Source organism: Priestia sp. LL-8, from assembly GCF_036227845.1.
Lineage (GTDB): Bacteria > Bacillota > Bacilli > Bacillales > Bacillaceae_H > Priestia > Priestia zanthoxyli.
On record NZ_JAZAQH010000001.1, the window covers coordinates 550,181 to 573,982 of the forward strand.

The 23,802-nt window shown below is 37.8% G+C and carries 26 protein-coding genes; 15 read left to right on the forward strand and 11 right to left on the reverse strand.

The features are described from left to right. Positions 1-53: 53 nt before the first annotated feature. The 5 genes from U9R83_RS02935 to U9R83_RS02955 all read left to right on the forward strand — a co-directional run bounded on the left by U9R83_RS02935 (position 54) and on the right by U9R83_RS02955 (position 3,885). Positions 54-953 (forward strand): ABC transporter ATP-binding protein, encoded by a 900-nt coding sequence (locus tag U9R83_RS02935; protein ID WP_014461681.1) that lies wholly within the window; start codon positions 54-56, stop codon positions 951-953. After that, positions 946-2,199 (forward strand): ABC transporter permease, encoded by a 1,254-nt coding sequence (locus tag U9R83_RS02940; protein ID WP_014461680.1) that lies wholly within the window; start codon positions 946-948, stop codon positions 2,197-2,199. The genes U9R83_RS02935 and U9R83_RS02940 overlap by 8 nt, the downstream gene beginning before the upstream one ends. Before the next feature lie 191 nt (positions 2,200-2,390). Next, entirely contained in the window at positions 2,391-2,564 is a 174-nt protein-coding gene (locus tag U9R83_RS02945; RefSeq protein ID WP_226556410.1) for a hypothetical protein, read from the forward strand. A gap of 131 nt (positions 2,565-2,695) precedes the next feature. Next, positions 2,696-3,637 (forward strand): 3'-5' exoribonuclease YhaM, encoded by a 942-nt coding sequence (yhaM, locus tag U9R83_RS02950; RefSeq protein WP_013055309.1) that lies wholly within the window; start codon positions 2,696-2,698, stop codon positions 3,635-3,637. 65 nt (positions 3,638-3,702) lie between these two features. Continuing rightward, positions 3,703-3,885: a sporulation YhaL family protein gene (locus U9R83_RS02955; protein WP_013055310.1), complete on the forward strand. Its 183-nt coding sequence runs from the start codon at positions 3,703-3,705 to the stop codon at positions 3,883-3,885. Positions 3,886-3,927: 42 nt separating this feature from the next. On the opposite strand, the gene U9R83_RS02960 is transcribed toward U9R83_RS02955, so the two are convergent. Continuing rightward, positions 3,928-4,851 carry a peptidylprolyl isomerase gene (locus tag U9R83_RS02960; protein ID WP_014461679.1) on the reverse strand — a complete coding sequence of 308 codons (924 nt, stop codon included), beginning with the start codon at positions 4,849-4,851 and terminating at the stop codon, positions 3,928-3,930. A 307-nt stretch (positions 4,852-5,158) separates the two neighbouring features. Between U9R83_RS02960 and U9R83_RS02965 the strand changes: the two genes are divergently transcribed. Then, entirely contained in the window at positions 5,159-5,248 is a 90-nt protein-coding gene (locus U9R83_RS02965; protein WP_074682953.1) for a YjcZ family sporulation protein, read from the forward strand. 36 nt (positions 5,249-5,284) lie between these two features. Further along, complete coding sequence (locus U9R83_RS02970; protein WP_016762974.1) at positions 5,285-5,380, forward strand: YjcZ family sporulation protein; 96 nt, start codon at positions 5,285-5,287, stop codon at positions 5,378-5,380. 35 nt (positions 5,381-5,415) lie between these two features. Here the strand turns inward: U9R83_RS02970 and U9R83_RS02975 are convergent, their stop codons facing one another. Further along, complete coding sequence (locus U9R83_RS02975; protein WP_013055312.1) at positions 5,416-5,595, reverse strand: hypothetical protein; 180 nt, start codon at positions 5,593-5,595, stop codon at positions 5,416-5,418. A 476-nt stretch (positions 5,596-6,071) separates the two neighbouring features. Here U9R83_RS02975 and U9R83_RS02980 point away from each other — a divergent pair, with 476 nt between their 5' ends. Continuing rightward, positions 6,072-6,416: a DUF1878 family protein gene (locus U9R83_RS02980; protein WP_014461678.1), complete on the forward strand. Its 345-nt coding sequence runs from the start codon at positions 6,072-6,074 to the stop codon at positions 6,414-6,416. Positions 6,417-6,419: 3 nt separating this feature from the next. On the opposite strand, the gene U9R83_RS02985 is transcribed toward U9R83_RS02980, so the two are convergent. From U9R83_RS02985 to serC, 4 genes are all read right to left on the reverse strand, one after another. Then, positions 6,420-7,016: an HTH-type transcriptional regulator Hpr gene (locus U9R83_RS02985; RefSeq protein WP_014461677.1), complete on the reverse strand. Its 597-nt coding sequence runs from the start codon at positions 7,014-7,016 to the stop codon at positions 6,420-6,422. A gap of 113 nt (positions 7,017-7,129) precedes the next feature. Further along, positions 7,130-7,525, reverse strand: a complete 396-nt coding sequence (locus tag U9R83_RS02990) for a YtxH domain-containing protein (RefSeq protein WP_014461676.1) — start codon at positions 7,523-7,525, stop codon at positions 7,130-7,132. A 529-nt stretch (positions 7,526-8,054) separates the two neighbouring features. Next, entirely contained in the window at positions 8,055-8,585 is a 531-nt protein-coding gene (locus U9R83_RS02995; protein ID WP_209368225.1) for a tryptophan transporter, read from the reverse strand. 124 nt (positions 8,586-8,709) lie between these two features. Beyond that, positions 8,710-9,807, reverse strand: coding sequence for a 3-phosphoserine/phosphohydroxythreonine transaminase (gene serC / locus U9R83_RS03000; RefSeq protein ID WP_209368227.1), 1,098 nt, complete (start codon positions 9,805-9,807; stop codon positions 8,710-8,712). Positions 9,808-10,060: 253 nt separating this feature from the next. On the opposite strand from serC, the gene U9R83_RS03005 reads away from it, so the two are divergent. The 3 genes from U9R83_RS03005 to U9R83_RS03015 all read left to right on the forward strand — a co-directional run bounded on the left by U9R83_RS03005 (position 10,061) and on the right by U9R83_RS03015 (position 13,274). After that, a complete protein-coding gene (locus U9R83_RS03005) occupies positions 10,061-10,615 on the forward strand; it encodes a PadR family transcriptional regulator (protein WP_014461673.1) in 555 nt (184 codons plus the stop codon). Between the two features lie 17 nt (positions 10,616-10,632). Continuing rightward, positions 10,633-11,076, forward strand: coding sequence for a GNAT family N-acetyltransferase (locus tag U9R83_RS03010; RefSeq protein ID WP_014461672.1), 444 nt, complete (start codon positions 10,633-10,635; stop codon positions 11,074-11,076). Positions 11,077-11,378: 302 nt separating this feature from the next. Further along, positions 11,379-13,274 carry an acyltransferase family protein gene (locus U9R83_RS03015; protein ID WP_328575064.1) on the forward strand — a complete coding sequence of 632 codons (1,896 nt, stop codon included), beginning with the start codon at positions 11,379-11,381 and terminating at the stop codon, positions 13,272-13,274. 81 nt (positions 13,275-13,355) lie between these two features. On the opposite strand, the gene U9R83_RS03020 is transcribed toward U9R83_RS03015, so the two are convergent. Beyond that, positions 13,356-13,790 carry an HIT family protein gene (locus U9R83_RS03020; protein WP_014461670.1) on the reverse strand — a complete coding sequence of 145 codons (435 nt, stop codon included), beginning with the start codon at positions 13,788-13,790 and terminating at the stop codon, positions 13,356-13,358. A 690-nt stretch (positions 13,791-14,480) separates the two neighbouring features. Here U9R83_RS03020 and U9R83_RS03025 point away from each other — a divergent pair. Further along, positions 14,481-15,224: an ABC transporter ATP-binding protein gene (locus tag U9R83_RS03025; protein ID WP_013055321.1), complete on the forward strand. Its 744-nt coding sequence runs from the start codon at positions 14,481-14,483 to the stop codon at positions 15,222-15,224. Next, the gene (locus U9R83_RS03030; protein WP_014461669.1) at positions 15,217-16,422 is read left to right on the forward strand and encodes an ABC transporter permease; all 1,206 of its coding nucleotides are present in this window, start codon (positions 15,217-15,219) and stop codon (positions 16,420-16,422) included. Before U9R83_RS03025 ends, U9R83_RS03030 begins: the two co-directional genes overlap by 8 nt. Before the next feature lie 35 nt (positions 16,423-16,457). Here U9R83_RS03030 and U9R83_RS03035 read toward each other — a convergent pair whose 3' ends face one another. Both U9R83_RS03035 and U9R83_RS03040 read right to left on the reverse strand, forming a co-directional pair. Further along, positions 16,458-17,177 (reverse strand): EcsC family protein, encoded by a 720-nt coding sequence (locus U9R83_RS03035; protein WP_014461668.1) that lies wholly within the window; start codon positions 17,175-17,177, stop codon positions 16,458-16,460. Positions 17,178-17,289: 112 nt separating this feature from the next. Then, complete coding sequence (locus tag U9R83_RS03040) at positions 17,290-18,498, reverse strand: M20 family metallopeptidase (RefSeq protein ID WP_042992343.1); 1,209 nt, start codon at positions 18,496-18,498, stop codon at positions 17,290-17,292. A gap of 224 nt (positions 18,499-18,722) precedes the next feature. On the opposite strand from U9R83_RS03040, the gene U9R83_RS03045 reads away from it, so the two are divergent. Next, positions 18,723-19,388: a phosphatase PAP2 family protein gene (locus tag U9R83_RS03045; protein WP_028412547.1), complete on the forward strand. Its 666-nt coding sequence runs from the start codon at positions 18,723-18,725 to the stop codon at positions 19,386-19,388. A gap of 47 nt (positions 19,389-19,435) precedes the next feature. On the opposite strand, the gene U9R83_RS03050 is transcribed toward U9R83_RS03045, so the two are convergent. Further along, positions 19,436-20,824, reverse strand: coding sequence for a hypothetical protein (locus tag U9R83_RS03050; protein ID WP_243550230.1), 1,389 nt, complete (start codon positions 20,822-20,824; stop codon positions 19,436-19,438). Between the two features lie 83 nt (positions 20,825-20,907). Continuing rightward, positions 20,908-21,414, reverse strand: a complete 507-nt coding sequence (locus tag U9R83_RS03055; RefSeq protein WP_013055327.1) for an antibiotic biosynthesis monooxygenase family protein — start codon at positions 21,412-21,414, stop codon at positions 20,908-20,910. 185 nt (positions 21,415-21,599) lie between these two features. Between U9R83_RS03055 and U9R83_RS03060 the strand changes: the two genes are divergently transcribed. Continuing rightward, positions 21,600-23,729 carry a transglycosylase domain-containing protein gene (locus U9R83_RS03060; protein WP_243550232.1) on the forward strand — a complete coding sequence of 710 codons (2,130 nt, stop codon included), beginning with the start codon at positions 21,600-21,602 and terminating at the stop codon, positions 23,727-23,729. The last annotated feature ends 73 nt before the right edge of the window (positions 23,730-23,802 follow it).

Below are 23,802 nucleotides of genomic sequence, written 5' to 3' on the forward strand. Positions count from 1 at the left end.
TATCATTTTTTTCCATACAATAAACGTAGGTTTATTTACAAAGGAGGAATTAAATGTCTCTTTCTATCCGTGAAGTTTCAAAAAGGTACGGTGAATTTACAGCTGTAAATGAGCTATCCTTGCAAATTCCAAAAGGCGAAGTGTTTGGTTTTTTAGGTGCAAACGGTGCTGGCAAAACGACGACGTTTCGAATGATTTTAGGGCTCATTGAGCCAACCTCAGGTCACATCCAATGGAATGATAAATCTTTAACTTACAGTAGAAGTCATCTAGTTGGCTACCTTCCAGAAGAAAGGGGATTATATCCGAAATTAAAAGTCAAAGATCAGCTTGTGTACCTTGGACGGTTGCGCGGAATGAAAAAAGCGAACGTGCTGCAAGAAATGGAGCACTGGTTATCTCGATTTAATATTCCTCAATATGCTTCCAAAAAAGTAGAAGAGCTATCCAAAGGAAATCAGCAAAAAATTCAATTTATTGCCTCCGTTATTCATCGACCCGAGCTGCTTATTTTAGACGAACCTTTTAGCGGCTTGGATCCTGTAAATGTGGAAGTATTAAAAGAAGCGGTGCTTGATTTAAAAAAACGCGGAACGACTATTGTTTTTTCTAGTCATCGAATGGAACATGTGGAAGAACTTTGTGAATATTTATGTATTATGCACCATGGTACGCCTGTTGTGTATGGAAGGCTGCCGGAGATCAAACGTTCATTTGGAAAGAAAAACGTCATTGTACACGGAAAAGGTCCTTTTGAGAGAATTACGGAACTTGAAGGCGTTGTAAAGGTGAAAAAAACGGTTGAAGGCATGATTGTTCAAATCCAGCATGAATCCGTATCGCAGCTCATTTTTCAAGAACTTAAACACTTTTCATTTGTATCTAAATTTGTAGTGGAAGAGCCTTCATTAAATGATATTTTCATTGAAAAGGTAGGTGCTTCCTATGAATAAATTTTGGGTCATTGTCTTTCATACATATCTTAATAAATTAAAAACAAAATCTTTTATTATTACGACGATTATTACTGCTCTTATTCTAGTTGCTCTTACAAATATGGAGAAAATTATCGACGTTTTTAATTCAGACGATAATGGAACAAATGTGGGTGTCATCTATGAAGTGGAAAGCGTATATACATTGTTCAAACAAAATGTAAATGCCATGGATAAAGACATTCATTTAAAAGAATTTACGTCTGAGTCTAAAGCAAAGCAAGCGGTAAAAAGCGGGGAGCTCGATAGCTATTTACTTTTATCTTTAAACGATAAGCAGCTGCCTCAAGCTGTGTACAAAGCTAACTCTTTGGCCGAATCAAATCTTTCTTCTACCTTAGAACAGGCGGTGCAGCAAACAAAAGTGGCTATGGCTACAGTGAAAATCGGGTTAGAAGAAAAGCAAATTGATCAGCTTTACAGCCCTGTTTCATTTAAAAAAGAAGCGTTAGTTGAAAATGCCAAAACAGAACAAGAGCTAAATCAAGCAAGAGGTCTTGTGTATGTGCTGCTGTTTGTTATTTATTTTGCCGTTATTATGTATGGGAGCATGATTGCGATGGAAGTAGCTACTGAAAAATCATCCCGCGTTATGGAGATCCTTGTATCGAGCGTATCACCTATTACCCAAATGTTTGCTAAAATCATTGGAATTGCACTGCTCAGCTTAACGCAGCTTGCAGTTATACTGAGCGTGGGGTACACATCGTTAAAAACCAATGTAGAAACAAATCATAACGGTATCTTTTCTTATCTTGGATTTAATGATGTTCCGCTGACTACATTCGTGTATGCATTTGTTTTTTTCATATTGGGGTACTTTCTTTTTGCTACGCTCGCGGCTTTTTTAGGTTCTCTTGTGAGTCGTATTGAAGATGTACAGCAAATGATTACGCCCATGACCCTTGTGATTGTGGCCGCTTTTTTAATTGCTATGTTTGGACTTGGTGATCCTGAAGCCACAATCATTACGGTCACATCTTTTATCCCATTTTTTGCCCCGATGATTATGTTTTTGCGTGTAGGTATGTTAAATGTTCCTGTGTGGGAAGTGAGCGTGTCGATAGGAATTTTAGTTGTGACGATTACTGCTTTAGCTATATTTGGTGCCCGTGTGTATAAAGGAGGAGTCCTTATGTATGGTCAATCTACCTCTTTTAAAGATATTAAAAAGGCGCTGCAGCTCACGAAAAAAGAAACATAAAGAAGTGAGAGGCTGAGACAATAGTAATTTAGTTGAAGGAAGATCCGGACGAACAACCTAGATTCTTAATGGAGAATCCAAATCGTCCGGATTTTTTTATTGCTATGGTGACCATAGTTTTCATGTATGTAGTTGTTTCTAGCTGTAGATTGGAGAGCAAGGCGAAGGCTCCTGCGGGAAAAGCGGAATAGATGAGACCCCGCACGCAGGAGCGGAAGCAACGAGGAGGCTCAGCGGTCGCCCGCAGAAAGCGAAGTCTTGCACGGAAATCAACAGCGGTGTCTCAAGCAGTTCAGTTCCTTTATCCAATTTGTTCGTCTTTAGATGCCATTGGTTTTGTTATGTCGCAACCTCATCTTTTATGAAAAAGCGTCTACCCGTGCATTCGGTGCCAAGCGATGGTAAAATGAAATGTAAAGAGCTGTAAATAAGCGGACGAAGCGATAAGAGCTTTGCTATCAAATACATAGAATGAAGTGGTAAGGAGGAAAAGATCATGACAAAAGGAATTGCTCAATACGAAGTAGGAGAGCAAGTTGATCTTTATTTTTTAATTAAATCCTCAACGAGAGGAATTGCAAGCAATGGAAAGCCGTTTTTAACGGTAATCCTACAAGATAAAACAGGTGATATTGAAGCCAAGCTGTGGGATGCATCCCCAGATGACGAGGAAAATTATGCTGCTCAAAAGATTGTGCGAGCTGCTGGAGAAGTAATGAATTACCGTGGGCGCAACCAGCTGAAAATACGCAACATTCGTCCTGCACAGCCCCAAGACGGAGTGCGCACATCTGACTTTTTAGAAGTGGCCCCTTTATCTCAAGAAGAAATGGTCGAACATATTACAAAGAGTATATTTGAAATGAAAAATTCGAATGTCCAGCGCATTACTCGCCATTTGTTTAAAAAATATCAAACGGAATTTTTAGAATATCCGGCAGCGACTAAAAACCACCATGAGTTTGTATCGGGACTTGCCTACCATGTGGTGTCTATGCTTAAGCTGGCTGAGTCATTTTCCACCCTTTATCCAAGCTTAAACCGCGACTTGCTGTACGCTGGAGTTATTCTTCATGATCTTGGCAAAGTATTTGAACTTTCAGGTCCTGTTTCGACGATATACACAGTCGAAGGGAACTTGCTTGGCCATATTTCGATTATGGTGAATGAAATTGGAAAAGCGGCAGAAGAATTAGCGATTGAAGGAGAAGAGGTTATGCTTCTTCAGCACCTTGTGTTATCGCATCACGGTAAGGAAGAGTGGGGAAGTCCGAAAAAGCCTTTGATTAAAGAGGCTGAGATGCTTCATTTGATTGACAATGTAGACGCTAAAATGAATATGCTGGACCGAGCATTAACAAAAGTGAAGCCCGGTGAGTTTACAGAGCGTATTTTTGCACTTGATAATCGCTCATTTTATAAACCAACGATTGATTAAAAAGGTATAAGTCTTTCTTCCTTCGCATATAGTGGTTGTAAATAACTGTGATGGGGGATCAATATATGGTGACACTACCAATTTGGATTTATTTAGTTGTAGCAGGCATTTTCTTTAGTGGATTTATGGCGATTCGTGCTGCACAACATGATAAGCAAGTGGATGATTCGTTTATTGAAAAAGAGGGACAAGTCTTCATCGAAAGAATGCAAGTGGAGAAAGAAAGACGCAACAGCGATTCTATCTGATTATATAAAAGAGCCTGTCACATGAGTGACAGGCTCTTAGCATTACTGCTGAGGAGTTTCTACGCCAGATTGACTGTCTGTCGCACCTTCTTCGAAAATTGGTTTTACATTTTTATCTTTGACTTCTACTTTTGCTTTATCAAGCTCTTTTTGAATCTTCTTGTTTGCTTCTGCTTGGTCTACTTTTGAACGTTTGATTTGCTGCTCAAGTTCGGGTTTCTTTTTCTCGAAAGATTCTACTTTCTTTTTATCCGTTAGCTTAATGATGTGATAGCCGTATTCCGTTTTGATTGGCTTGCTTACTTCACCTTTTTTCAGCTTATAAGCTGCTTCTTCAAATTCTTTCACCATTTGGCCTTCACCGAAGTAGCCTAAATCGCCACCGTTAGCTGCAGACTGCTGGTCCGTTGAGTATTCTTTTGCCAGACTAGCAAAGTCATCGCCTTTTTTGATTTTCGCTTCTACTTCATTTGCTGTTTTTTCGTCTTTTACTAAAATATGACTTGCGCGAATTTGAGGTTTTTGAGCTTTATATTCATCATAAGCTTTTTTCAGTTCTTTGTCCGATACCTTAATGCCTGCTGTAGCAGCTTTTTCACGAAGAATATCTACTTTTAGCATATCTTTAACTTCTTTTTCGCCTTTTTGCTTAATAACTGAATCCACTTGATCTCCGTATTGCTCTCTTAAAATGTTCAGCTGCTGATCCAGCTCTTTGTCTGTTACTTTATATTTTTCACTCAATACTTTTTCTTCAGTAACGCTTCGTACGAGTGTATTAAATTGGTCTTGTCCAATTGTATCCTTCATTTGCTTATACAAATCACCTTGTGTGATATTGCCTGCTTTTGTTTCTACAATTACTTTTGAAGAATCGTTTGCATTTGAAGCATCACTGCCCCCACTGCATGCTGATAATGCAACGAGACTGGCTGCCGTTGTTAGTGCAACTAAGCTTTTTTTCATACGTAAACACTCCTACTCATCATTTTTACTTATGTAGCTTGACTCAAGATTTACTATATCACATTTCCTGATGTTAGCAAATGAAGTTAAAAGCACGTAAATTTACATTTATTTTCCACATAGTGTCAAGCAAATATACGCTTCAGGCTGCTTTTTTATAAAACGCTTTCAAATAGGGGCGCAAACTCATGGAGTAGCGTCCAAATAATAGGCAAAAGAAATAAATTATGCAGTTTGGGCTAAAAGCCTAGACGTTTTTTGAGCTAATGCATAAGATGCAGTATTAGTAAACAAAGGGGGTGCTCAAATGAGCGGATGCGGATATGGAGGCGGTTTTGCACTATTAGTTGTGCTATTTATCTTATTAGTCATTGTTGGTTGTGCATGCTACCACTAAAAAACAGGTGAATATAAAAGGAAAGGGGCGATAGATATGGGTTCTTACGGATGCGGATACGGCAGTGGATTTGCGCTATTAGTCGTATTATTCATCTTATTAGTTATCATCGGAGCTAGCTGTTTTTGCTAAGCCTATAAAAAAGCGGTGAGACATCTCACCGTTTTTTATGTAAATGATACTTCAATATAAGATGAAACTAATAAAATGGTAATTAATACATTAATCGTACGAAAAACTTTAGGCTGTTTTTCAGCTGGAATTTCTTTTTGAATACACAATGTATTTGTTAGTGCATTGATGTAGAATAAAATGAATAGTGCAAATACAATAAAGAATATGTACATAAAAATCCCCCTAACAAAATCAGTGTGACGAAGACAAAAAGTCTTATAGTCATTTATATAGTACAGCTTTGTATGAATTTACAAATATCTATATTAACATTACCAAAAAAGCGGTAAAATAGATAGTTATATATACAGTTGAGCAAAGAATTTCAAGAGGTATTTACACAGAAATGCGGTTTTTATTTTATAAAGGGTAGTTAAGAAGTTGAGAAATAGGTTTTAAACCAAATAGCAAAGTGAATGGATAAGAAATGAGTAACGATTAGCTACTGTGCAAAAGGATTGTTAAAAAGGACAGAGGGATTTATATTAATATATGCAGTGAGTACATAATCAGTATATGAAAATCTTTATACGATGCTACTTAAACAGGAAATGTGAATGACGAAGAAAGAATTATTTGGAAGAACATGAATGAATCATGTACAATATGGAGTAGAGGTATATGAACGTTGAAGGAGTAGGGGAAGCGGATGGAAACTTTAGAATCTCGAGTATCACGTTTAGAATATTACATAAAACTGTTATCTGGGACATCTGAACAAGAAGCTAAACCATTTATTGATCTAGTGGTGCGAAATCAGCTTACAAAGAAGGAAGTAGAGGAGATTTTAATTCTGTGTGAAGATACAAAAAGCGAATATATTGAGCAAAAAGCGGAAGGCCTGACAGACTTTGTTCCGCTTCTTACACAATTTGTTGGTATGCTGAACTATAAATTAAATCCTAGAGAGACGGTTGAATCGCTTCGTTATCAACCTTCTTATCAAGATGTGATGAATGAATTTTTTGAAATTATTCAATGGATAAGGGACTAACCATTAAGAGTTTGAAATAGTCTCCTGATGGTTTTCTTTATCTTTCTTGACAAGTTTACCATCTTCTTCAGTGAATTCTTCTTCGATATGATGGAAAGATCGCTCGAAGATATCCATAAAATCTTCACCGTAAATTTTGCGAATGACGGTCATTAGTTCCATAAACTCAGGGAATTTGCCGTACAAGTCGCGCAACGGAAGTGCGCCGCTGAACACTGAATTATTAGAAGGTTCGTAATGTTCCATTAAATCTAATAAAATGGCCTCTCCTTTATCTGTCAGCTGAATGTACGTATTTCGCTTGTCGCTTTCTTTTTTAGAGAACTCAAGTAAACCTCGTTCTTCTAGTTTTTTGGAGAAGTTAAATGCAGTAGAAACGTGCATAACTCCAAATTTGGCAATTTCAGAAATGGAAGCCCCGTTTAAATGATATGAAATCCATAAAATATGGTGCTCGTTAATATTAAGGTCATAAGGCTTAATCCATTGCTGCCAATCCTTCTCTACGGTTTTCCAAAGGGCTTTGCTTAATTGGGCAATGCGTTGGCTAAATAGAAGTGCTTCTTTCAAACTGTAATCTTGATCACTAGTCTTTTTCATCTTCTCCCACCTACTTAGTCTCTTTTTTTATTTATCTTCTATTATGCCAATAAAATAAAAAATTATAAAGATGTAAATTTACAAAATTTTAAAAAATTAAAAAAGAAGGCGTTTTAACCTTCTTTTTTGTCAATTTTTTCATTGGGATTTTTAGTTGTCTGTACATGTTCTTCTAGGTTTGACAAAGAATTTTGGATTTCTTTCAAATGATGCTGAATGGATTCCTTATGAGGGACAATTTCTTCTTTAAACTGACCAATGGTATTAGAAAGGTCACTTGCGATATTTTTCACTATAGTATTTCCTTCTCTGGCGGTCATTTGTACTTGTTGAGAAACAGCTTTTATTTTTGTTGAGAGCTCTTGTTGCGAAGCGTTAACTCGGTCTTTTCGGGAACTTACACGCTCCTTAAGTTCTCGTCCTGAATATGGAGTAACAAGAAGCGTTGTAATAGCAGCTACGGTGCTTCCGATTGCTGCTCCAGCTGCTAGTTTTTTTATTCTACTCATTGTTTATTTCCTCCTATGTAGTAAAGTAATTGCTAACACTTCCTTCTGACATAATCATAAAAAAATAGCATAGATTTATACAAAAGAAGGAGGTTATCAACATGGGATAGCTTTATTCATTCTTTTGATGATCAGCCTGAGTTTTTTTCTGGCTGCTTTTAAATGGTTTAGCCTTACGACTAGAACGGCCTCATATCCACCTAAACATGTTCTTAAACAAAAGTCTCTTACATGTGCAACAGTGGCTTTTGCGAGTTTTTTCGTGGCACTTATACTTTATTATGTAACCTAGGATGGAGAACTTAAACCTTTATTACATAGTAAGTCTTCATACGTATTGTATTAGCTGCAAATGAAATTTAAGTGAAAGAACTGTACCATCTTTTATTAAATAAAAAGGTAAAGTTCAAACTGTAGGTTGTCGCAAAAAAAATCAGCAACTTTTATTTAAAGGTCCGCCAAGCTTGGCGGACCTTAGCTTTTAGTGTAAAAAAAGAGCCTGATTCTTAACTAAATCAGGCTCTTGACGTTACGATAATTTTGCTTTGATGCTTGTGCGTTTTAGAACGGATTGAACAATTGGATAAATAACGACCATTACGATTGTATTTACTACTGTTGCAGGTAATACAACTGCAGCAACAAGTGCCATGACGCTATTTCCGCCCGGTAAGCCGACGATTAGCGCGGCAGCTGACAAGAATACGGTCCCTGATACGAGCGTGCCAACGGCTGTTAAAGCAGCGGCAACTGGTGTTTTCATGCCTGTTGCTTTTTTCACAAGCATAAATAATGCAAAGAAGATAAATGCTGTAATTGGTTTATCAATCAAGTTTGCAATTTGTCCGCCAGGAAAGCTTGTTGTTAAAGCAGAAATAACCGCTGTGGTTAAGCTAACCAATGCAACATTTTTTACGCTAGGAAACAACAGGATTGCTAAAAACATCATCGTTAACATCATATCTGGCTTCATTCCAAATAAAATAGGAGGTACCACCGTGTGGAGAACCGCTCCAATTCCGACTAATAACGCTAAAGAAACTAAAACTTTTGTATTCATTTCTCATCTCTCCTCTTCTAAGCTAAGCTCGAAATATACCAATAGTGCGTCTATGCCCATTGCATATATTTACATACTAATTATAACATATTTATATGAAAAAAGAATCAGCTAATTCTGCCAATTACGCGTTTGCCTGCGCAAACTCATCCATAAAGACGGCAAGAGCTTCACACGCTTCAAACGGTACAGCATTGTAAATAGAAGCGCGGCATCCGCCAATTGAACGGTGTCCAGCTAATCCTACAAAGCCTTTTTCTTTTGCTTGCTGTAAAAACGCAGCGGTTAACTCATCGTTTGGTAAAGTAAACGTTACGTTCATAATTGATCGGCTTTCCTCAGTAGCATGAGGAGTATAGAAACCGCTTGAACGTTCCATGCTTGAGTAGAGTAACTTAGCTTTTTTATGATTTTGAGCTTCAATTGCTTTAACGCCACCTTGTTCTTTAATCCAATCTAAAACAAGTGAAAGCATATAAATACCAAACGTTGGAGGAGTGTTGTAAAGGGAGTTGCTCTTTACGTGTGTCTCGTAATTCAGCATTGTTGGTAAGCCCTCAGGAATACGTTTAAGCAATTCTTTCTTCAAAATGACAACTGTGACACCAGATGGTCCGAGGTTTTTCTGAGCACCAGCATAAATGAGTGAGAACTTAGATACATCAATTTGACGGCAAAGAATGTCGCTTGACATGTCAGCAATTAAGTCTACTCCTTCAATAGAAGGGTAGTCAGCCCATTGTGTACCAAAAATGGTATTGTTGGACGTAATATGCAAGTATCCAATCTCTTCTTTTGGAAGCTTTACATCATCTAAAGCTGGAATAGAGCGGTAGTTCTCTTCTTTAGTAGAAGCAACAACTGCTGTTTTCCCAAGTTTCTTTGCTTCTTTTAACGCTTTTTCTGACCATGATCCCGTTAGCACATATGCACCGACTTGATCGGGAGCTAAAAAGTTCATTGGAATCATAGAGAATTGCAGGCTCGCTCCGCCCTGCAGGAATAAAATTTCATGTGTATCTGGAATGTTAAGCAATTCCGTGAGTGTTTCTTTAGCATGTGTTAATACATCTTCAAACTCTTTGCTGCGATGTGATAATTCCATCACAGACATACCCGTATTTTTAAAATTAACTAGCTCCTCTTGAGCAAGTTGTAAGACAGGTAGGGGAAGCGCAGACGGACCTGCATTAAAATTATAAGCTCTGTTTAACGTAATCACATTAATTCCTCCTCAAATTAGTTCGAACACTCATCATACAAAATGGCTAATGACTGATGTCAGAAAGAATATCATTATACTATCATGAAAACCATTGATTGTGGAGGTAACTTTTCAAAAATTTAAATTAATCTGTAAAGAGAAAATAATAGAAAAAAGATAAATAAAAAGTATACACAAACATGTTTTGGCAAACATGTAAATGAAATGTTTATATGCTATACTGATGGAAGAAATAATGTGGAGGAACAGAATGAGAGTATTAAAATATGCAATATTAGGGCTCTTAGATCAGAAGGAGCTCAGCGGGTATGACATTACCAGACTTTTTAAAGAAGAGGTCGGCAATTTTTGGAGTGCTAAGCACAGCCAGATTTATCCCGAGTTAAAGCGATTAACAGAAGAGGGATTTATTCGCTATGAAACCGTGATTCAAGGCAAGAAATTAGAAAAAAAGATGTATTCGATAACGGAAGAAGGAAGAGGCGAGCTAAGCAAGTGGCTCACTACAATTGATCCTATTCCTGAAACAACTAAAGATGAATTTATGTTAAAAGCTTATTTTGCTTCATCCATGTCAATAGAAGAATTAAAGCAACAAATAGATAATCAACTATCAAGCAGGAAAGTGAAGCTAACTTTTTTAAAGAAACGAATGGATGACCTTTTGGAACAAGTTAATCATCACATTACCGTTTCATCTCCTCAATTTGGTCATTATTTGGTGCTTTCTCGCGCTCAAGACAGGGAGACAAGCTATATCAATTGGCTTGAACGTACGCTGAATTTAATTGAAAAAGAACAATAGGAAAAGGTGAGCGGATCATGACTTGGTGCATAAAATCATTTCAAGAGCTGACAAACGAGGAGCTTTATGAAATTCTACAGGTTCGCACCGCTATTTTTGTTGTCGAACAGAAGTGTGCTTACTTAGAAGTAGATGGAAAAGACAAACTGGCTTATCACTTGTTCAAAAAAGAGAATGAGGAAATTATTGCATACCTTAGAGTTTTACCAAAAGGAATTAGCTATCGGGAAGCTTCTCTTGGGCGCATTATTGTAAAACAAGCACAGCGCGGTACAGGCCTTGGAAGAGAACTAGTAGCAAGAGGAATTGATTTTCTAGAAAATCAATTGCACGAGAAGACAATTAAAATTCAAGCTCAAAGCAGACTTCAAACATTTTATGAATCGTTTGGTTTTAGACCTATTTCCGATATTTATTCAGATGAAGGACTCCCACACGTAGATATGCTAAAGACACCTTAGAAACTTCACCAATTGTGTGAAGTTTTTCTATTTTTAAAACGGGTAAGGTGAAAGAAACGTGTAGGGTTTAGTGGCACGCAGATAGAATCGATATGACTACTACTAAATTAGTAATTTATGAATAAGATAGATAATGAATTTGTTTCTTTTTACTTATTCTTTGATTTTCAGTAAGTGATATATTGAAGAAAGTAATAATATTGTATATAATGATTTTTGTAACAAAAATGTAACAATTACGTAATATTCTTAATATTTATTGAAAAAGAAATTTGTTGTACATATTGCTTGGAGGCATTTTTATGAGTGCAAAAGAAAAGAAAAATAGGTATATATATAGTTTGGACGGACTTCGGGCTTTTGCTGTCATGGCTGTGATTGCTTATCACTTAGGCTTTGGATGGGCATCTGGAGGATTTCTAGGGGTTGACGTTTTCTTTGTATTGTCAGGGTATTTAATTACTTCGATTTTACTGGTGCAATCTTGGGAAAATCCTTTAAAAAATTTGAAACATTTTTGGATCAGCCGAACGAGAAGACTTCTTCCAGCTGTGTATGTGATGGTAGTATTAACCGCAGCGTGGGTTATTTTATTTAACCGGCCATTGTTAACAACGCTACGAGGCGATGCATTATCGTCTATTTTTTATATGAGTAACTGGTGGTTTATTTTTCATAAAGTTTCATATTTTGATAGTTTTGGGTCACCTTCACCATTAAAGAACTTATGGTCACTTGCTATTGAAGAGCAGTTTTATATTGTGTGGCCACTTGTTTTATTATTAGGTTTAAAATTTATCAAAAAGAGAGGAATTCTTTCTCTATTCATTTTAGCTGGAGTAATGGCCTCAGCTATTCTAATGTCTTTTTTATATGAGCCAGGAGGGGATCCTAGCCGCATTTATTATGGAACCGATACTCGGCTGTTTGCCCTTTTAATCGGCTGTTTACTTGCATTTGTCTGGCCGATGTATCGTTTATCATCAAAAAATCTTCCAGCTGTAGGCAAGCAAGTATTAAACGCGGTAAGTATGGTGAGTTTCTTTGTATTTATTCTCTGCGTATGGAGCGTTGATGAATATACGCATGCATCTTTTCTTTATCAAGGTGGGATGCTGCTGATTTGTTTAAACGCTGCTGTACTGGTTGCAACGATTAGTCATCCTAGTAGTTTTTTAGGAAAAGCTCTGTCGTTTAAACCGCTTCGCTGGCTTGGTACTAGATCATACGGTATCTATTTGTGGCATTATCCGGTTATTGTTCTTACAACGCCTGTAGCCGAGATTGGCCGCCCGGTCTATTGGCATGCGCTGTTACAAGTAGGACTTACGTTTATCATTGCTGAACTTTCGTACCGTTACATCGAGGTGCCTATCCGTACACGCGGCTTTCGCTATTATTTCCGGCACTACCATCCGAGAGAGCTTTTTAAATGGCGTAATCTCTCTCGTTCGAGACAAGCGGTTTTGGGCAGTCTCATTTTCTTTTTGGCGTTGTTTACAGCGGATATGACAAGCTTTGCTATTAGTACGCAACAAAAGGATGAAACGGCAGCAAAAGAGACAGAGGTTAAGATTCAAACGAATCATAAAGAAAATGCTTCAACTTCTGTCAAAGATAAGAACAAAGCGGATGATAAAAAAGCAGAAAGCGCTGAAAAGAGTTCCGGGGAAGAAAAATCGCATGCAAAAGAAAAGCAGCAGCCGAATCCTTACAGAGATGTTCTTGCGATTGGAGACTCGGTCATGCTGGATATTGCTCCTAATCTTAAAGAAATGCCGCTTAGTATTACGATTGATGGAAAAGTAGGAAGGCAGCTTAATGAAGCGCTGCAGCTAACTCCTAGTTATCAAGCGTTTAATAATCCGAACAGCGCAGTGATTATTGAGTTGGGAACAAACGGCTATTTTACAAATGAAGAACTTGAACAACTGTTAAAAGCTTTTTCACACGCGGATGTTTATTTAGTAAATACGCGCGTTCCCCGTTCTTGGGAAAGCACCGTGAACAAGAACTTGAAAGCTGCTTCTGAAAAGTTTGATCACGTCACGCTCGTTGATTGGTACTCTGAGGCTTCTAAGCACCCTGAATACTTTACATCAGACGGTGTACATTTGGTGCCGGAAGGATCAAGAGCATTAACAAAATTAATTGAAGATCGCATGAATTTAGAAGTGAAGGCAGAAAATCCTTCATAATGAGCGAGAGAAAGCATTGAATTTTATATTATAAACAATAGATAAAACAAAAAAAGCTTACATGTGTAAGCTTTTTTTGTTTCAAGAAAGGCGAGAAGAAATATTGCCAGCGATTTCTTGAAGTTTTTCAGGCGTGTATTCGCTTGTATGCTCTTTCCATACCGCGCCAAAGCCATCGCCTTCCCCGTAGCGAGGAATAATGTGCATATGATAATGAAACACGGATTGACCAGCTTTTTCACCATTATTATTTAAGATGTTTAAGCCGATTGGGCTGTATGTTTCTTTAATTGCATTTGCGATTTGAGGAACCACTTCAAACAAATTGCGCGCAATTTCCGGCGTTAGTTCGTGAATGTCTTTTTTATGTACTTTTGGAATCACCAGCGTATGACCTTTTGTTACTTGACTAATGTCTAAAAAAGCTAATACATGTTCATTTTCAAATACTTTTGCACCTGGGATTTCACCGCGAATAATTTTGCAAAAAATACAGTTTTCATCATGTGTGCTCATTATGTTCACCTTCCGTTACCAATATAAATGTATGGGTATACATGTACGTTTATTTTACCACAAAGTAGAAATGCAATCAGTAGGCAAGAAATAGCTACTGGCATTTTATACACAAAAACGGGATGCAAACGATTATGCATCCCGTCATGTGAAGAAGGAAAAAATAGCTTTTAATGCAGCATATGATCTTTAAGGAACACCTCATTTACGTAATTGCATTGCCTAATGAAACAGTCACTTGAAAAAGTATATTCTCTTTAACAAACACCTCATTTAAGCATTGAGCTAAAAAATATACAATGTGAACGAAATCGTTCTTGGTCTTTGACAAACACCTCATTTACACAGTAATAAATGAACATTATTGTCTACCCATTATATATATTCTTACTACGTTCATGACTACCATCCCCTTATGAATCAAACATACATCGATTTACAATAAGGTTTTCTGAAATATGCCTGCTGTAGACACCTCATCCCAAATGTAAGAAGCTTTGTAATGATTAGTTGTAATCAATAACTTGTTTTCCTTCTTCCCTATATAGAATGTCCCGATATTTCGATTATATTCTGGGAAAATTAACCGAAAAAAATTGAAAACGATGTGGGGAAGAAAAAGATTTGGTACAATAGAGCAAATAGCGCTTGCGCTTGGAGACAAAAAAGAACAAATAAAAGGAGATCGTGATGGGTTCTTTATTGCAAATTAACAATATTACAGGGGGATATACAAAAACTCCCGTCTTAAAAGATGTATCGTTTGATGTAAATGCAGGTGAATTAGTTGGGTTAATCGGCTTAAACGGAGCCGGCAAAAGTACAACGATTAAACATATCATTGGATTAATGGAAGCAAAAAAAGGAAGTGTATCCATTAATAATAAAACCTTTCAACAAGACCCAACAGGTTATCGAAGTCAGTTTACATTTATTCCAGAAACTCCTGTGCTATACGATGAACTAACATTAAAAGAACATTTAGATATGACAGCTATGGCTTATGGACTTGAGCCTCAAACATATGAAGCACGTCTGCAGCCGCTTTTAAAAGAATTTCGTTTAGACCGGAAGTTAAAATGGTTCCCTGCGCATTTTTCAAAAGGAATGAAGCAGAAGGTTATGATTATGTGCGCTTTTTTGGTTCAGCCGTCTCTTTATATTATTGATGAACCTTTTTTAGGTTTAGACCCGCTTGGTATTCAATCTTTACTTGATTTGATGACGGATATGAAAAAGCAAGGCGCAGGCATTTTAATGTCCACACACATTTTGGCGACCGCGGAACGCTACTGCGATAAATTTGTTATTTTACATAACGGAGAAGTAAGAGCGCAAGGAACGCTTAAAGATCTTCAAGAAGAATTTCAGATGCGCAATGCTACTCTTGATGAAATTTATATTGAATTAACAAAGGAAGAAGGCTATGAGTAAGATTGATGCATTATGGAAGCAACGATTTCAGCAATATTTAGTGGATGTAAGAAGATATACAAAATATATCTTAAATGACCATATTAAATTAGTGTTAATTTTTGCGATTGGCGGTTTAGCCTACTATTATCAACAGTGGCTGAGTACATTAACACCTGCGTTTCCTTCGGCTGTAGTGATTGCGATTCTTATGGGATTGATTTTAACCATGGGTCAAATTCAAACGTTTTTAAAACGACCTGATTTAGTCTTTTTACTTCCTTTGGAGACGAAGCTGCAGCCTTATTTTAAAAAATCTTTTTGGTTTACCTTTACGATTCAGCTTTATATTTTATTATTTGCAACTGGTGCAGCAGCACCTCTTCAAGTAAAGGTAATGCACGATTCTTACTCAAACGTTTTTGTGTTTTTTCTGCTATTACTCATTCTGAAAGTTGTAAACTTAGGCATGTCTTGGTGGGCCGTATGGTTTGAAGAAAAGTGGGCGAAGTGGACAGATTATATCGTCAGGTTTTTCTTGAATGCAGTTTTTACGTATTTCTTATTTTCGCATGCATACGCATTCTTTACAGGAATCGTAGCGGTAATTATGATTGCGCTAGCCATTTATTATCGCTCGCTTACAAAAAGAAAGCCGATTAAATGGGAAAAGCTAATTGACTTAGAAGAAAAGCGCATGGGCTATTTTTATCGATTAGCTAATTTATTTACGGATGTTCCACAAGTAAAAGAACGAATCAAACGCCGTAGATATTTAGATTGGCTCTTAGCACGTATTCCATTTCGTCAAAATGCCACTTACCATTACTTGTACACCAGAACATTTTTGCGATCAGGAGATTATTTAAGTTTGCTCGTTCGCTTAACTGTCATTGGCGGATTTTTAATTGTAGCTGCGCCGTTTCAATACGGGAATATAGTGGTTGTTTTATTTGTTGTATACATGACGGGTTTTCAATTACTCCCGCTTTGGAAGCAGCACAAGCAAATTTTATGGCTTTCTCTTTATCCAGTCGAAGCTAAAGAACGAAAAAGGGCATTTTTGGACGTATGGAAAAAAGCGCTGTATGTACAAATTCTTGTGCTCGCCATAGTGGTGGCTTTTTCTAATATAGTTGCTGCACTGCTTTCCGTGGCAGCAGGTGCTATATTTATTCACTTATTTGTAAATGCATATGTAAATAAAAAATTAACGTAAAAAAGCTCCGAATGGAGCTTTTTTACGTTTTTAGACTACTTTTGAGACGAAGATAATATTCGAAAGCGATAGACGTTCATCGCTACTTTTGTGAGATGATCAAGAAGCTGATAATTGGCATACGCACCTACAACTGCTCCAATTCCCGGCATCAGCTGAAACATTTTCACAACATCAATGTAATCGCGGTATTCTTGTTGAAAAGCTTTCCAATCGAGCTCAAGAAGTTCCTCTTTCTTTTCTTCCCAGCTTTCTATTACTTCAAGCAGCTTCGTTCTATGGTCTTCGCTGCAAAAGGCAAGATGAAAAATATACAGCATATAAATGCGTTCTTCTTTTTCTTTTACATCAAAACCATACGTAGAGGCAATATCAAATAAGCACTTCATTTTAATGGAAAGAAGAAGCGGGAAATCTGCTGCACCTAAAAGGAGACCTCCCGCACCAGTACCAGCGCCTTCTACAGCAGCTGTTTTTTTATACTTAGGTATGAACTCCAAAATTTTTTTCTCTTTTTCTTCAAATGAAAGACCGCTGACATCTCTTTTTTTAGTGGTGAAATCGGATCCAACAAGCGTGGTTTCAACCATTTTTTTTATGCTTTCAGTCATAATCTTATGGACTTTAGCAGGAATTTTTTCATTGATTTTAAGTTGTAAAGATTTTGCAGTCCTTTGGAATTTAGAAGGTCGTTTCAACATGCTGAATTTCCAATGTTCAGCTTCTTGTAACACTTTTTCTTCATACGTATTCAAAAAGTCACCTCATTTCAGTCGATATAAATACTACGTTTTAAGTGAGAAAAAGGTTCCTAAAATAAAACAACAAGCACTCGTCTGCTTATCTGTACGAATGCTTGCTGAATAATTAATTCGCTTTTATTACGTTTTTAAAATGAGCTTGTTCTTTTAAATACTCAACAGCAGCTGTACCAAGCGTTTTAGCTGCGATAAGCATTGCTTTTTCGTTAAAATCAAATTTAGGATGATGATGAGGATAAGGAGTATCTACACCTTCTGGCTGAGCTCCTGTAAAAAAGAACGTTCCTTTAATATGCTGCAAATAATAAGAGAAATCTTCCCCGGTCATGTGAGGCTCTGTTTCTTCAACTGTATGAACTTCATCGACTTGAGAAGCAGCAGAAGCAAGAAAGGCCGTTTCTTCCGGGTGGTTGACGACGGAAGGATAGCCGCGCGTATAACTTAGCTCATAAGAAGCATCAGCTGTTAAGCACGTACCTTGGACAATTCGTTCGATTTCTTTTTCGACATCGTTTCGTACATCTTCATTAAATGTTCTTACCGTTCCAATTAGTCGAGCAGAATCAGCAATAATATTAAAGGCATTTTCTGCTACAAAAGAACCTATGCTCACAACCGCTGAATCAATTGGGTTTACACGTCTGCTTACAATTTGCTGTAAATTAACAACAAGCTGAGAGGCGATGACGATTGAATCTTTTGTTTTATGGGGCTGTGCACCGTGTCCGCCTGCTCCTTTGATCGTAATTTCAAAGCGATCAGCAGCAGCCATAATAGGGCCCGTTCGATATTGAATCACACCAGTCGGAGTTAATGACCATAAATGTGTTCCGAATATTGCGTCTACACCGTCTAAGCATCCGTCTTCAATCATGGACTTGGCGCCTCCGGGAGCGTACTCTTCGGCGTGTTGATGAATGAAGACGATTTTACCAGGGAGAGAATCTCTTATTTCAAAAAGCGCTTTAGCAAGGACTAAAAGAGTAGCCGTATGACCATCGTGACCACAAGCATGCATCACGCCCGGAACAGTTGATTGATATGGTACATCTTTTTCATCTTGAATAGGAAGGGCATCAAAGTCGGCTCTCAAAGCTACAGTAGGACCAGGTTTTCCTCCTTGAATACTTGCTACAATGCCATTTCCTCCTACATTTGCTCGATAAGAAATACCGATTTTGTCATAAAAAGACCGAATGTAGGCAGCAGTTTGAAATTCTTTAAAAGACGGTTCTGGATACTGATGCAGATATCGGCGAATTTGAACCATTTCATCAAATTTTTCTTCAAGTAAAGTATGTAGCTTGGAGTTCACATAACCATATCCTTTCTGTGTAAGTTGAATAAAGTTTTGAATTTTTTGACATTTTAATCATTATATCATTATCTATAAAAAAGAAAAGAATGTAAGCGTTGTTATTGAAAAAAGTAATTGAATCATGAAATATTTTATATACATAATAGATACATAAGATGAGAAATAGGGACAAAGAATGAGTTTTTTACCAATTTTCTCGTGAGATAATAGGAGGTAACGATATGGTAGATTCACAAACTGTATCTCTGTACAAAAAATTGATGTGGGCGTTTGGGATTGCGGGTCTCGTTTTTTTAGGAGTGTTGTTTGCTGTGTCGACAGATTCTTTTCAAGGAGACCGCTGGCTTGTTTCAGCTATAGATGACAGCACTATTCTTCAGTCAGCGTCATCTGTTTTTCACGGCCTGTCTTTTTTAGCTTCAAAAGTGATGATTATGGTTCTTTTAGCTGTACTTATTGTTTTTTTATTTTTAAAAAAAGACTATATTGGCATGATATCCTCATTTTTACTTATTTTAAGCGGCGATATTATTAATAAAGCAGTTAAAGATGCGGTAGAACGAGCCCGTCCTCTTGAAGGCATCGAAGGCTACAGTTTTCCAAGCGGCCATGCAATGATGGGAATTCTTATCTACGGTCTGATTTTCTTTTTTCTGATCAAGCATATAAACAATCAAAAGGTGGCCAAGTGGTATCAGCGGGCAATTACTTTAATTGTTTTGTTAATCGGCGTGAGCCGTATTCTGTTAAGAGAACACTTTTTAACAGATGTATTAGCTGGCTACAGCTTAGGGCTTATGTGGCTAATTGTAGGCATTTTCTTCTATACGCTTGTTTATGCGTATGTAAGGCCGTCAGCGGAAAAAGAGTTTCCAAAAGGTATGTAACAAATATATACATATGACCCCCTTCATCAAAAGAAGGGGGCTTTTGTTTAAACTAGGAACATTGCGACAATCGTTGTAACAACTAATCCAATCGCTACAGGTTTTAAATTGCGTCTAGCGAGTTCAAACGGACTGACTCCACAAATCGCAGCAGCTGGAATGAGCGCCCATGGAATCAACGTTCCCCCTCCAACCCAAATCGCAGCAATTTGCCCCAAAGCAGTTAGCGTGGCAGCGCCCGATCCTAAAGCAGATGCAAATAAATGAGAGACAGAGCCTACGAGTGAAATACCTGAAAAGCCTGAACCGTCTAACCCTGTAATAGCTCCTAGCGCAGTTATCGTCACAGTAGCGACCTGTGCAGTTAACGGTACAGTCGAAGCAAGCGCAACGCCTAGGTCATTGACAAGTCCATGTGATCCTTTTGGAAGAAAGTCACCAATGATTGCTGTGAATCCAGCATCTCCTAAATAGAAAAAAGCGGCAATCGGAATAACGGGACCGAATACTTTAAACCCAAACTGCAAGCCTTCAATCAAGTAGGAAGTTGTTTGTTCGAGACCTTTTCCTTTGTGAGCAATAAGCGACACCACTACTAAAATAAATAGAGCTGTACCTCCAACGAGAGCAGTGGCATCTCCTCCCTGTAAATGAAGAGCGAACATTGCCCATACGTCTATAGCAAAGAAAAGAGGAACTATAATGGCTAAAGCCCGGCGTAATGAAGGAGAAAGAGGTGTGGATTGGTTAGAAGAGCTGCTTGTTAAAATGGTCGGTTGAGCCTGAATTCTATTGTGCTTCATATCTTTTTTTAGGAAGTAAAAAGCAGAAATCGTTGTAACGGCTCCCATCACAATGACAAGAGGGATACTTGCCTGAACAACTTCGTGAACCGGAAGACCTGCTGCGTCAGCGGTTATCTTAGGGGCAGCTTGAATAACAAAGTCTCCTGAAAGCGCAACGCCGTGGCCGAATAAATTCATCGCTACAGCTACGCCTATAGCTGGAAGCCCTACGCGGATGGCAACTGGTAAAAGCACGGCTCCAAGTAAAGCAACGGCTGGAGAAGGCCAGAAAAAATAGGAGATGGTCATCATAACTAATCCAATAACCCAATAGGCAAGAGTAGGTGTTTTAATGAGGCGAGCAAAAGGTGAAATCATCGATTCATTTATTCCTGTAGCCATTAAGACTTTACTCATGGATACAATAATTGAAATAATTAAAATGGTAGGAAGCAGTTCTGTAATGGCATAAATGAAGCTGGAAAAAACAGCGCTGACGGAGTGGCTTAACGAAGAGGTAGCCGTTAAGGAAAGCAAAAAAATCCCGAGTATACAAAGGATACTCGTATCTCGCCGCATAATCATAAAGCCAATAATGAAGGCGATAAAAAGGACATACATCCAATGAAGAGCTCCAAGCTCTATGCCCATAAAAATTCCTCCCAATAGGTGATGTAGTATACAATATGACGTTTGTGCCTATTGTGATACTCGCCTACTGGGAGGAGGTTTACTTATTTAACTACGTGGTAGGAAGTCACATAAGAAGGGCGAGAGAAAATCGATGGCTGCTGATCCACGCCTTCTGACGTACCGCGTTTTTTGTGTGCTTCATTATAGGCTTTTGAAGACTGCCAATCGCTAAATGAACTTTCATCTTTCCATCCTGTAAAGATAATGTATGTGTCATTTTGCAGTGGACGAAGCACACGAATAGCTGAAAAGCCTGCTTCATTTTCAATTAAACGAGCGCGTTGGCTAAATCGCTGTTCAAACAAAGGACGGCCTTCATCTGTAACTGAAATATTATTTAGTACAGCAAATCCGCTATCTGCAAGATCTCCAGAAGCATCTAATACTTCATAAGCATGTCCTTCTTTAAAAATTGTATCTCCATCTGTTTCGTGGACTAGTGCAAATTGATCGTCATCTTTGTGAAGCAGTAATAAACGTTCACTCGGATGTTCGTCGATCAACTTTTGAAGGTAAGGGCCTGTTCCGTAAGTAATAAAGATCTTCATGGATTATACTTCCTTTCTAATTGGGAATTGCATACAATTTACAATTGTAAATCATACTAAAATTATAAAATTTTACACACAAAAATTCAAAAATTGTGAACTTCTAATGAAGATGGTAAAGTAAAACATTGATGAAGTTGTTTTCCATATTATCAAAAGTTTAGCAGAAGAAAAGGGGTGGCACGATGTACAAAAAAGGCTTATACGCAATTGCTGCCTTAGCTGGAATTTTTCTATTAGGATTGATTGGATATATTATCATCTTGTTTCTTGGAAACTATGTAATTGATGAGAAAAAAATCGTCATGGACTCGGCTACGAGATTAGTCGATGAAAATGGAGACGAATTAACAAAGCTCTATGTGAAAAATCGGGACTTGGTTTCAATTGACAAGATTCCAAAGCATGTGCAACAAGCATTTATTTCAATTGAAGATGTTCGTTTTTATGAACACCACGGAATCGATTTTAAATCTATTGGCCGAGCATTATACCGAGATATATTGGCTGGGGGAAGTGTTGAAGGAGGAAGTACTTTAACACAGCAGCTGGCTAAAAATGTGTTTTTATCGAATGATAAAACGCTGCTTAGAAAAACAAAAGAAGTAGTGGTGGCCATTAACTTGGAGCAGCGTTACAGTAAGCAAAAACTGCTTGAAATGTATTTGAATCAAATATACTTTGGACACGGAGCCTATGGAATCCAAGCTGCATCCAAGCTTTACTTCAATAAAGATGTCTCCGAATTAACGGTAGAAGAAGGTGCACTTCTCGCTGCACTGCCAAAAGCACCGAATTCCTATTCTCCTATTTTACATCCAGAAAAAAGTATAGAACGTAGAAATGTTGTGTTAAATGCCATGCAAAAAGCAGGTTATTTATCAGCTGAAAAAAATGTCCGTTTGCAAGGAAGAACGCTGGGGTTGAACATAAAGGAGCAGGCTAAAAATCCAGCGTATTTAACCTATATCGATATGGTTATCCAAGAAGCAGAGAAGAAATACAGCATTTCGGGCAATGAGCTTCTGCGCGGAGGTTATACGGTCAAAGTACCGATGAATATAAAAGTACAAGAAGCCGCCTACGAGCTGATGAAAGAAAATCGTTATTTTCCAGGTACAGATAACAGTGCCCAAGGTGCTTTTGTATTAGTCGATAACAAAAGCGGAGGAGTTTTATCTGTTATGGGAGGACGAGATTATGTACAAAAATCGCTCAACCGCGTAAATGTCAAAAGACAGCCAGGTTCTACGATGAAACCTATTGCGGTATATGGCCCTGCGTTAGAAGAAGGTCAATTCAAGCCTTATTCGTTGCTGCAAGACAAGCTTAGAAGCTACGGGGGATACACACCTAAAAACGTAGACGGGCAATATGCTAAAAAGGTAACGATGTACGATGCCCTAAAAGATTCTAAAAACGCAGCTGCCGTCTGGACATTGAATCAGCTAGGAGTTGAAACAAGCAAGCAGTATCTCACAAAGCTAGGAATTCCGTTAGAAGATAAAGGGCTTGCGATTGCTCTTGGAGGATTAAAAGAAGGAATTACACCGTTTCAATTAGCAGGAGCGTACCGGGCATTTGCTGAAAATGGAGAAAACATCCAACCGTACTTTATTCAAGAGATAAAAGATCAAGATGGAAAAGTGATTGCAAAAGCTGTTCCCGACACTCACAAAGCATTTTCAAAACAGACGGCTTGGTATGTGACAAAAATGCTTCAAGGAGTTGTTAAAGAAGGAACGGCAAAAAATGGAGAGTTTAAAGGAGAGTTAGCAGGAAAAACAGGGTCTACTTCGTATACGAATGTTAAAGGAGCCACAAGAGATGCTTGGTTTGTTGGATATACCCCAGATGTTGTAGGAAGCGTGTGGATGGGATATGATTCTACAAATGACCAGCACTATTTAACAAAGGGAAGTTCTTATCCAACTCTATTATTTAAAGACATTCTAACAAGAGCTGGTTACGACGAAGCTGCATTTCAAAAGCCAGCAGGCGTTAAAGATCTGCCAAAACCAATACGTTTAGAGCAAGTTAAAGACTTAAAACAAGAATTAACATTCCATCCATTTGGTTTGCTAACGGTAAGTTTATCGTGGACACCTTCACCTGATAAAAGAGCTGTTTATTATGTTTATGAGAAAAAAGGGGATAAAGCCGAATTGATTGGCAAAGTGAAGGGAAAAGGAGCATTTGAAAAAGAGCGTGTGAATCTGCTCGACAGTCCTACTTATTATGTAGTTCCTTACAATTCCCAAACACAACAAAAAGGAAAAAAATCCACCGAAGTAACACCTGCTCTTTTTCAATAAAAAAAGAAGAGTAGGGCGATTTTTTGACATTTTTAGCAGGTGGCTATACAAGTCGTAAAGAAATGGGTATAGT

Excerpts from the sequence above, each read along its gene's own strand:
- U9R83_RS02990 (WP_014461676.1), bottom strand. The coding sequence starts at position 7,525 with ATGAGTAGAATAAAAAAACTAGCAGCTGGAGCAGCAATCGGAAGCACC.
- U9R83_RS03055 (WP_013055327.1), bottom strand. The coding sequence starts at position 21,414 with ATGAAGATCTTTATTACTTACGGAACAGGCCCTTACCTTCAAAAGTTG.
- U9R83_RS03015 (WP_328575064.1), top strand. The coding sequence starts at position 11,379 with ATGAGTGCAAAAGAAAAGAAAAATAGGTATATATATAGTTTGGACGGA.
- U9R83_RS02935 (WP_014461681.1), top strand. The coding sequence starts at position 54 with ATGTCTCTTTCTATCCGTGAAGTTTCAAAAAGGTACGGTGAATTTACA.
- U9R83_RS02995 (WP_209368225.1), bottom strand. The coding sequence starts at position 8,585 with ATGAATACAAAAGTTTTAGTTTCTTTAGCGTTATTAGTCGGAATTGGA.
- U9R83_RS03060 (WP_243550232.1), top strand. The coding sequence starts at position 21,600 with ATGTACAAAAAAGGCTTATACGCAATTGCTGCCTTAGCTGGAATTTTT.
- U9R83_RS02965 (WP_074682953.1), top strand. The coding sequence starts at position 5,159 with ATGAGCGGATGCGGATATGGAGGCGGTTTTGCACTATTAGTTGTGCTA.
- U9R83_RS02980 (WP_014461678.1), top strand. The coding sequence starts at position 6,072 with ATGGAAACTTTAGAATCTCGAGTATCACGTTTAGAATATTACATAAAA.
- U9R83_RS03045 (WP_028412547.1), top strand. The coding sequence starts at position 18,723 with ATGGTAGATTCACAAACTGTATCTCTGTACAAAAAATTGATGTGGGCG.
- U9R83_RS03005 (WP_014461673.1), top strand. The coding sequence starts at position 10,061 with ATGAGAGTATTAAAATATGCAATATTAGGGCTCTTAGATCAGAAGGAG.
- U9R83_RS02940 (WP_014461680.1), top strand. The coding sequence starts at position 946 with ATGAATAAATTTTGGGTCATTGTCTTTCATACATATCTTAATAAATTA.
- U9R83_RS02960 (WP_014461679.1), bottom strand. The coding sequence starts at position 4,851 with ATGAAAAAAAGCTTAGTTGCACTAACAACGGCAGCCAGTCTCGTTGCA.
- yhaM (WP_013055309.1), top strand. The coding sequence starts at position 2,696 with ATGACAAAAGGAATTGCTCAATACGAAGTAGGAGAGCAAGTTGATCTT.
- U9R83_RS03020 (WP_014461670.1), bottom strand. The coding sequence starts at position 13,790 with ATGAGCACACATGATGAAAACTGTATTTTTTGCAAAATTATTCGCGGT.
- U9R83_RS02945 (WP_226556410.1), top strand. The coding sequence starts at position 2,391 with ATGAGACCCCGCACGCAGGAGCGGAAGCAACGAGGAGGCTCAGCGGTC.
- U9R83_RS03030 (WP_014461669.1), top strand. The coding sequence starts at position 15,217 with ATGAGTAAGATTGATGCATTATGGAAGCAACGATTTCAGCAATATTTA.
- U9R83_RS03025 (WP_013055321.1), top strand. The coding sequence starts at position 14,481 with ATGGGTTCTTTATTGCAAATTAACAATATTACAGGGGGATATACAAAA.
- U9R83_RS02985 (WP_014461677.1), bottom strand. The coding sequence starts at position 7,016 with ATGAAAAAGACTAGTGATCAAGATTACAGTTTGAAAGAAGCACTTCTA.
- U9R83_RS03010 (WP_014461672.1), top strand. The coding sequence starts at position 10,633 with ATGACTTGGTGCATAAAATCATTTCAAGAGCTGACAAACGAGGAGCTT.
- U9R83_RS02955 (WP_013055310.1), top strand. The coding sequence starts at position 3,703 with ATGGTGACACTACCAATTTGGATTTATTTAGTTGTAGCAGGCATTTTC.
- U9R83_RS02970 (WP_016762974.1), top strand. The coding sequence starts at position 5,285 with ATGGGTTCTTACGGATGCGGATACGGCAGTGGATTTGCGCTATTAGTC.
- U9R83_RS03050 (WP_243550230.1), bottom strand. The coding sequence starts at position 20,824 with ATGGGCATAGAGCTTGGAGCTCTTCATTGGATGTATGTCCTTTTTATC.
- U9R83_RS02975 (WP_013055312.1), bottom strand. The coding sequence starts at position 5,595 with ATGTACATATTCTTTATTGTATTTGCACTATTCATTTTATTCTACATC.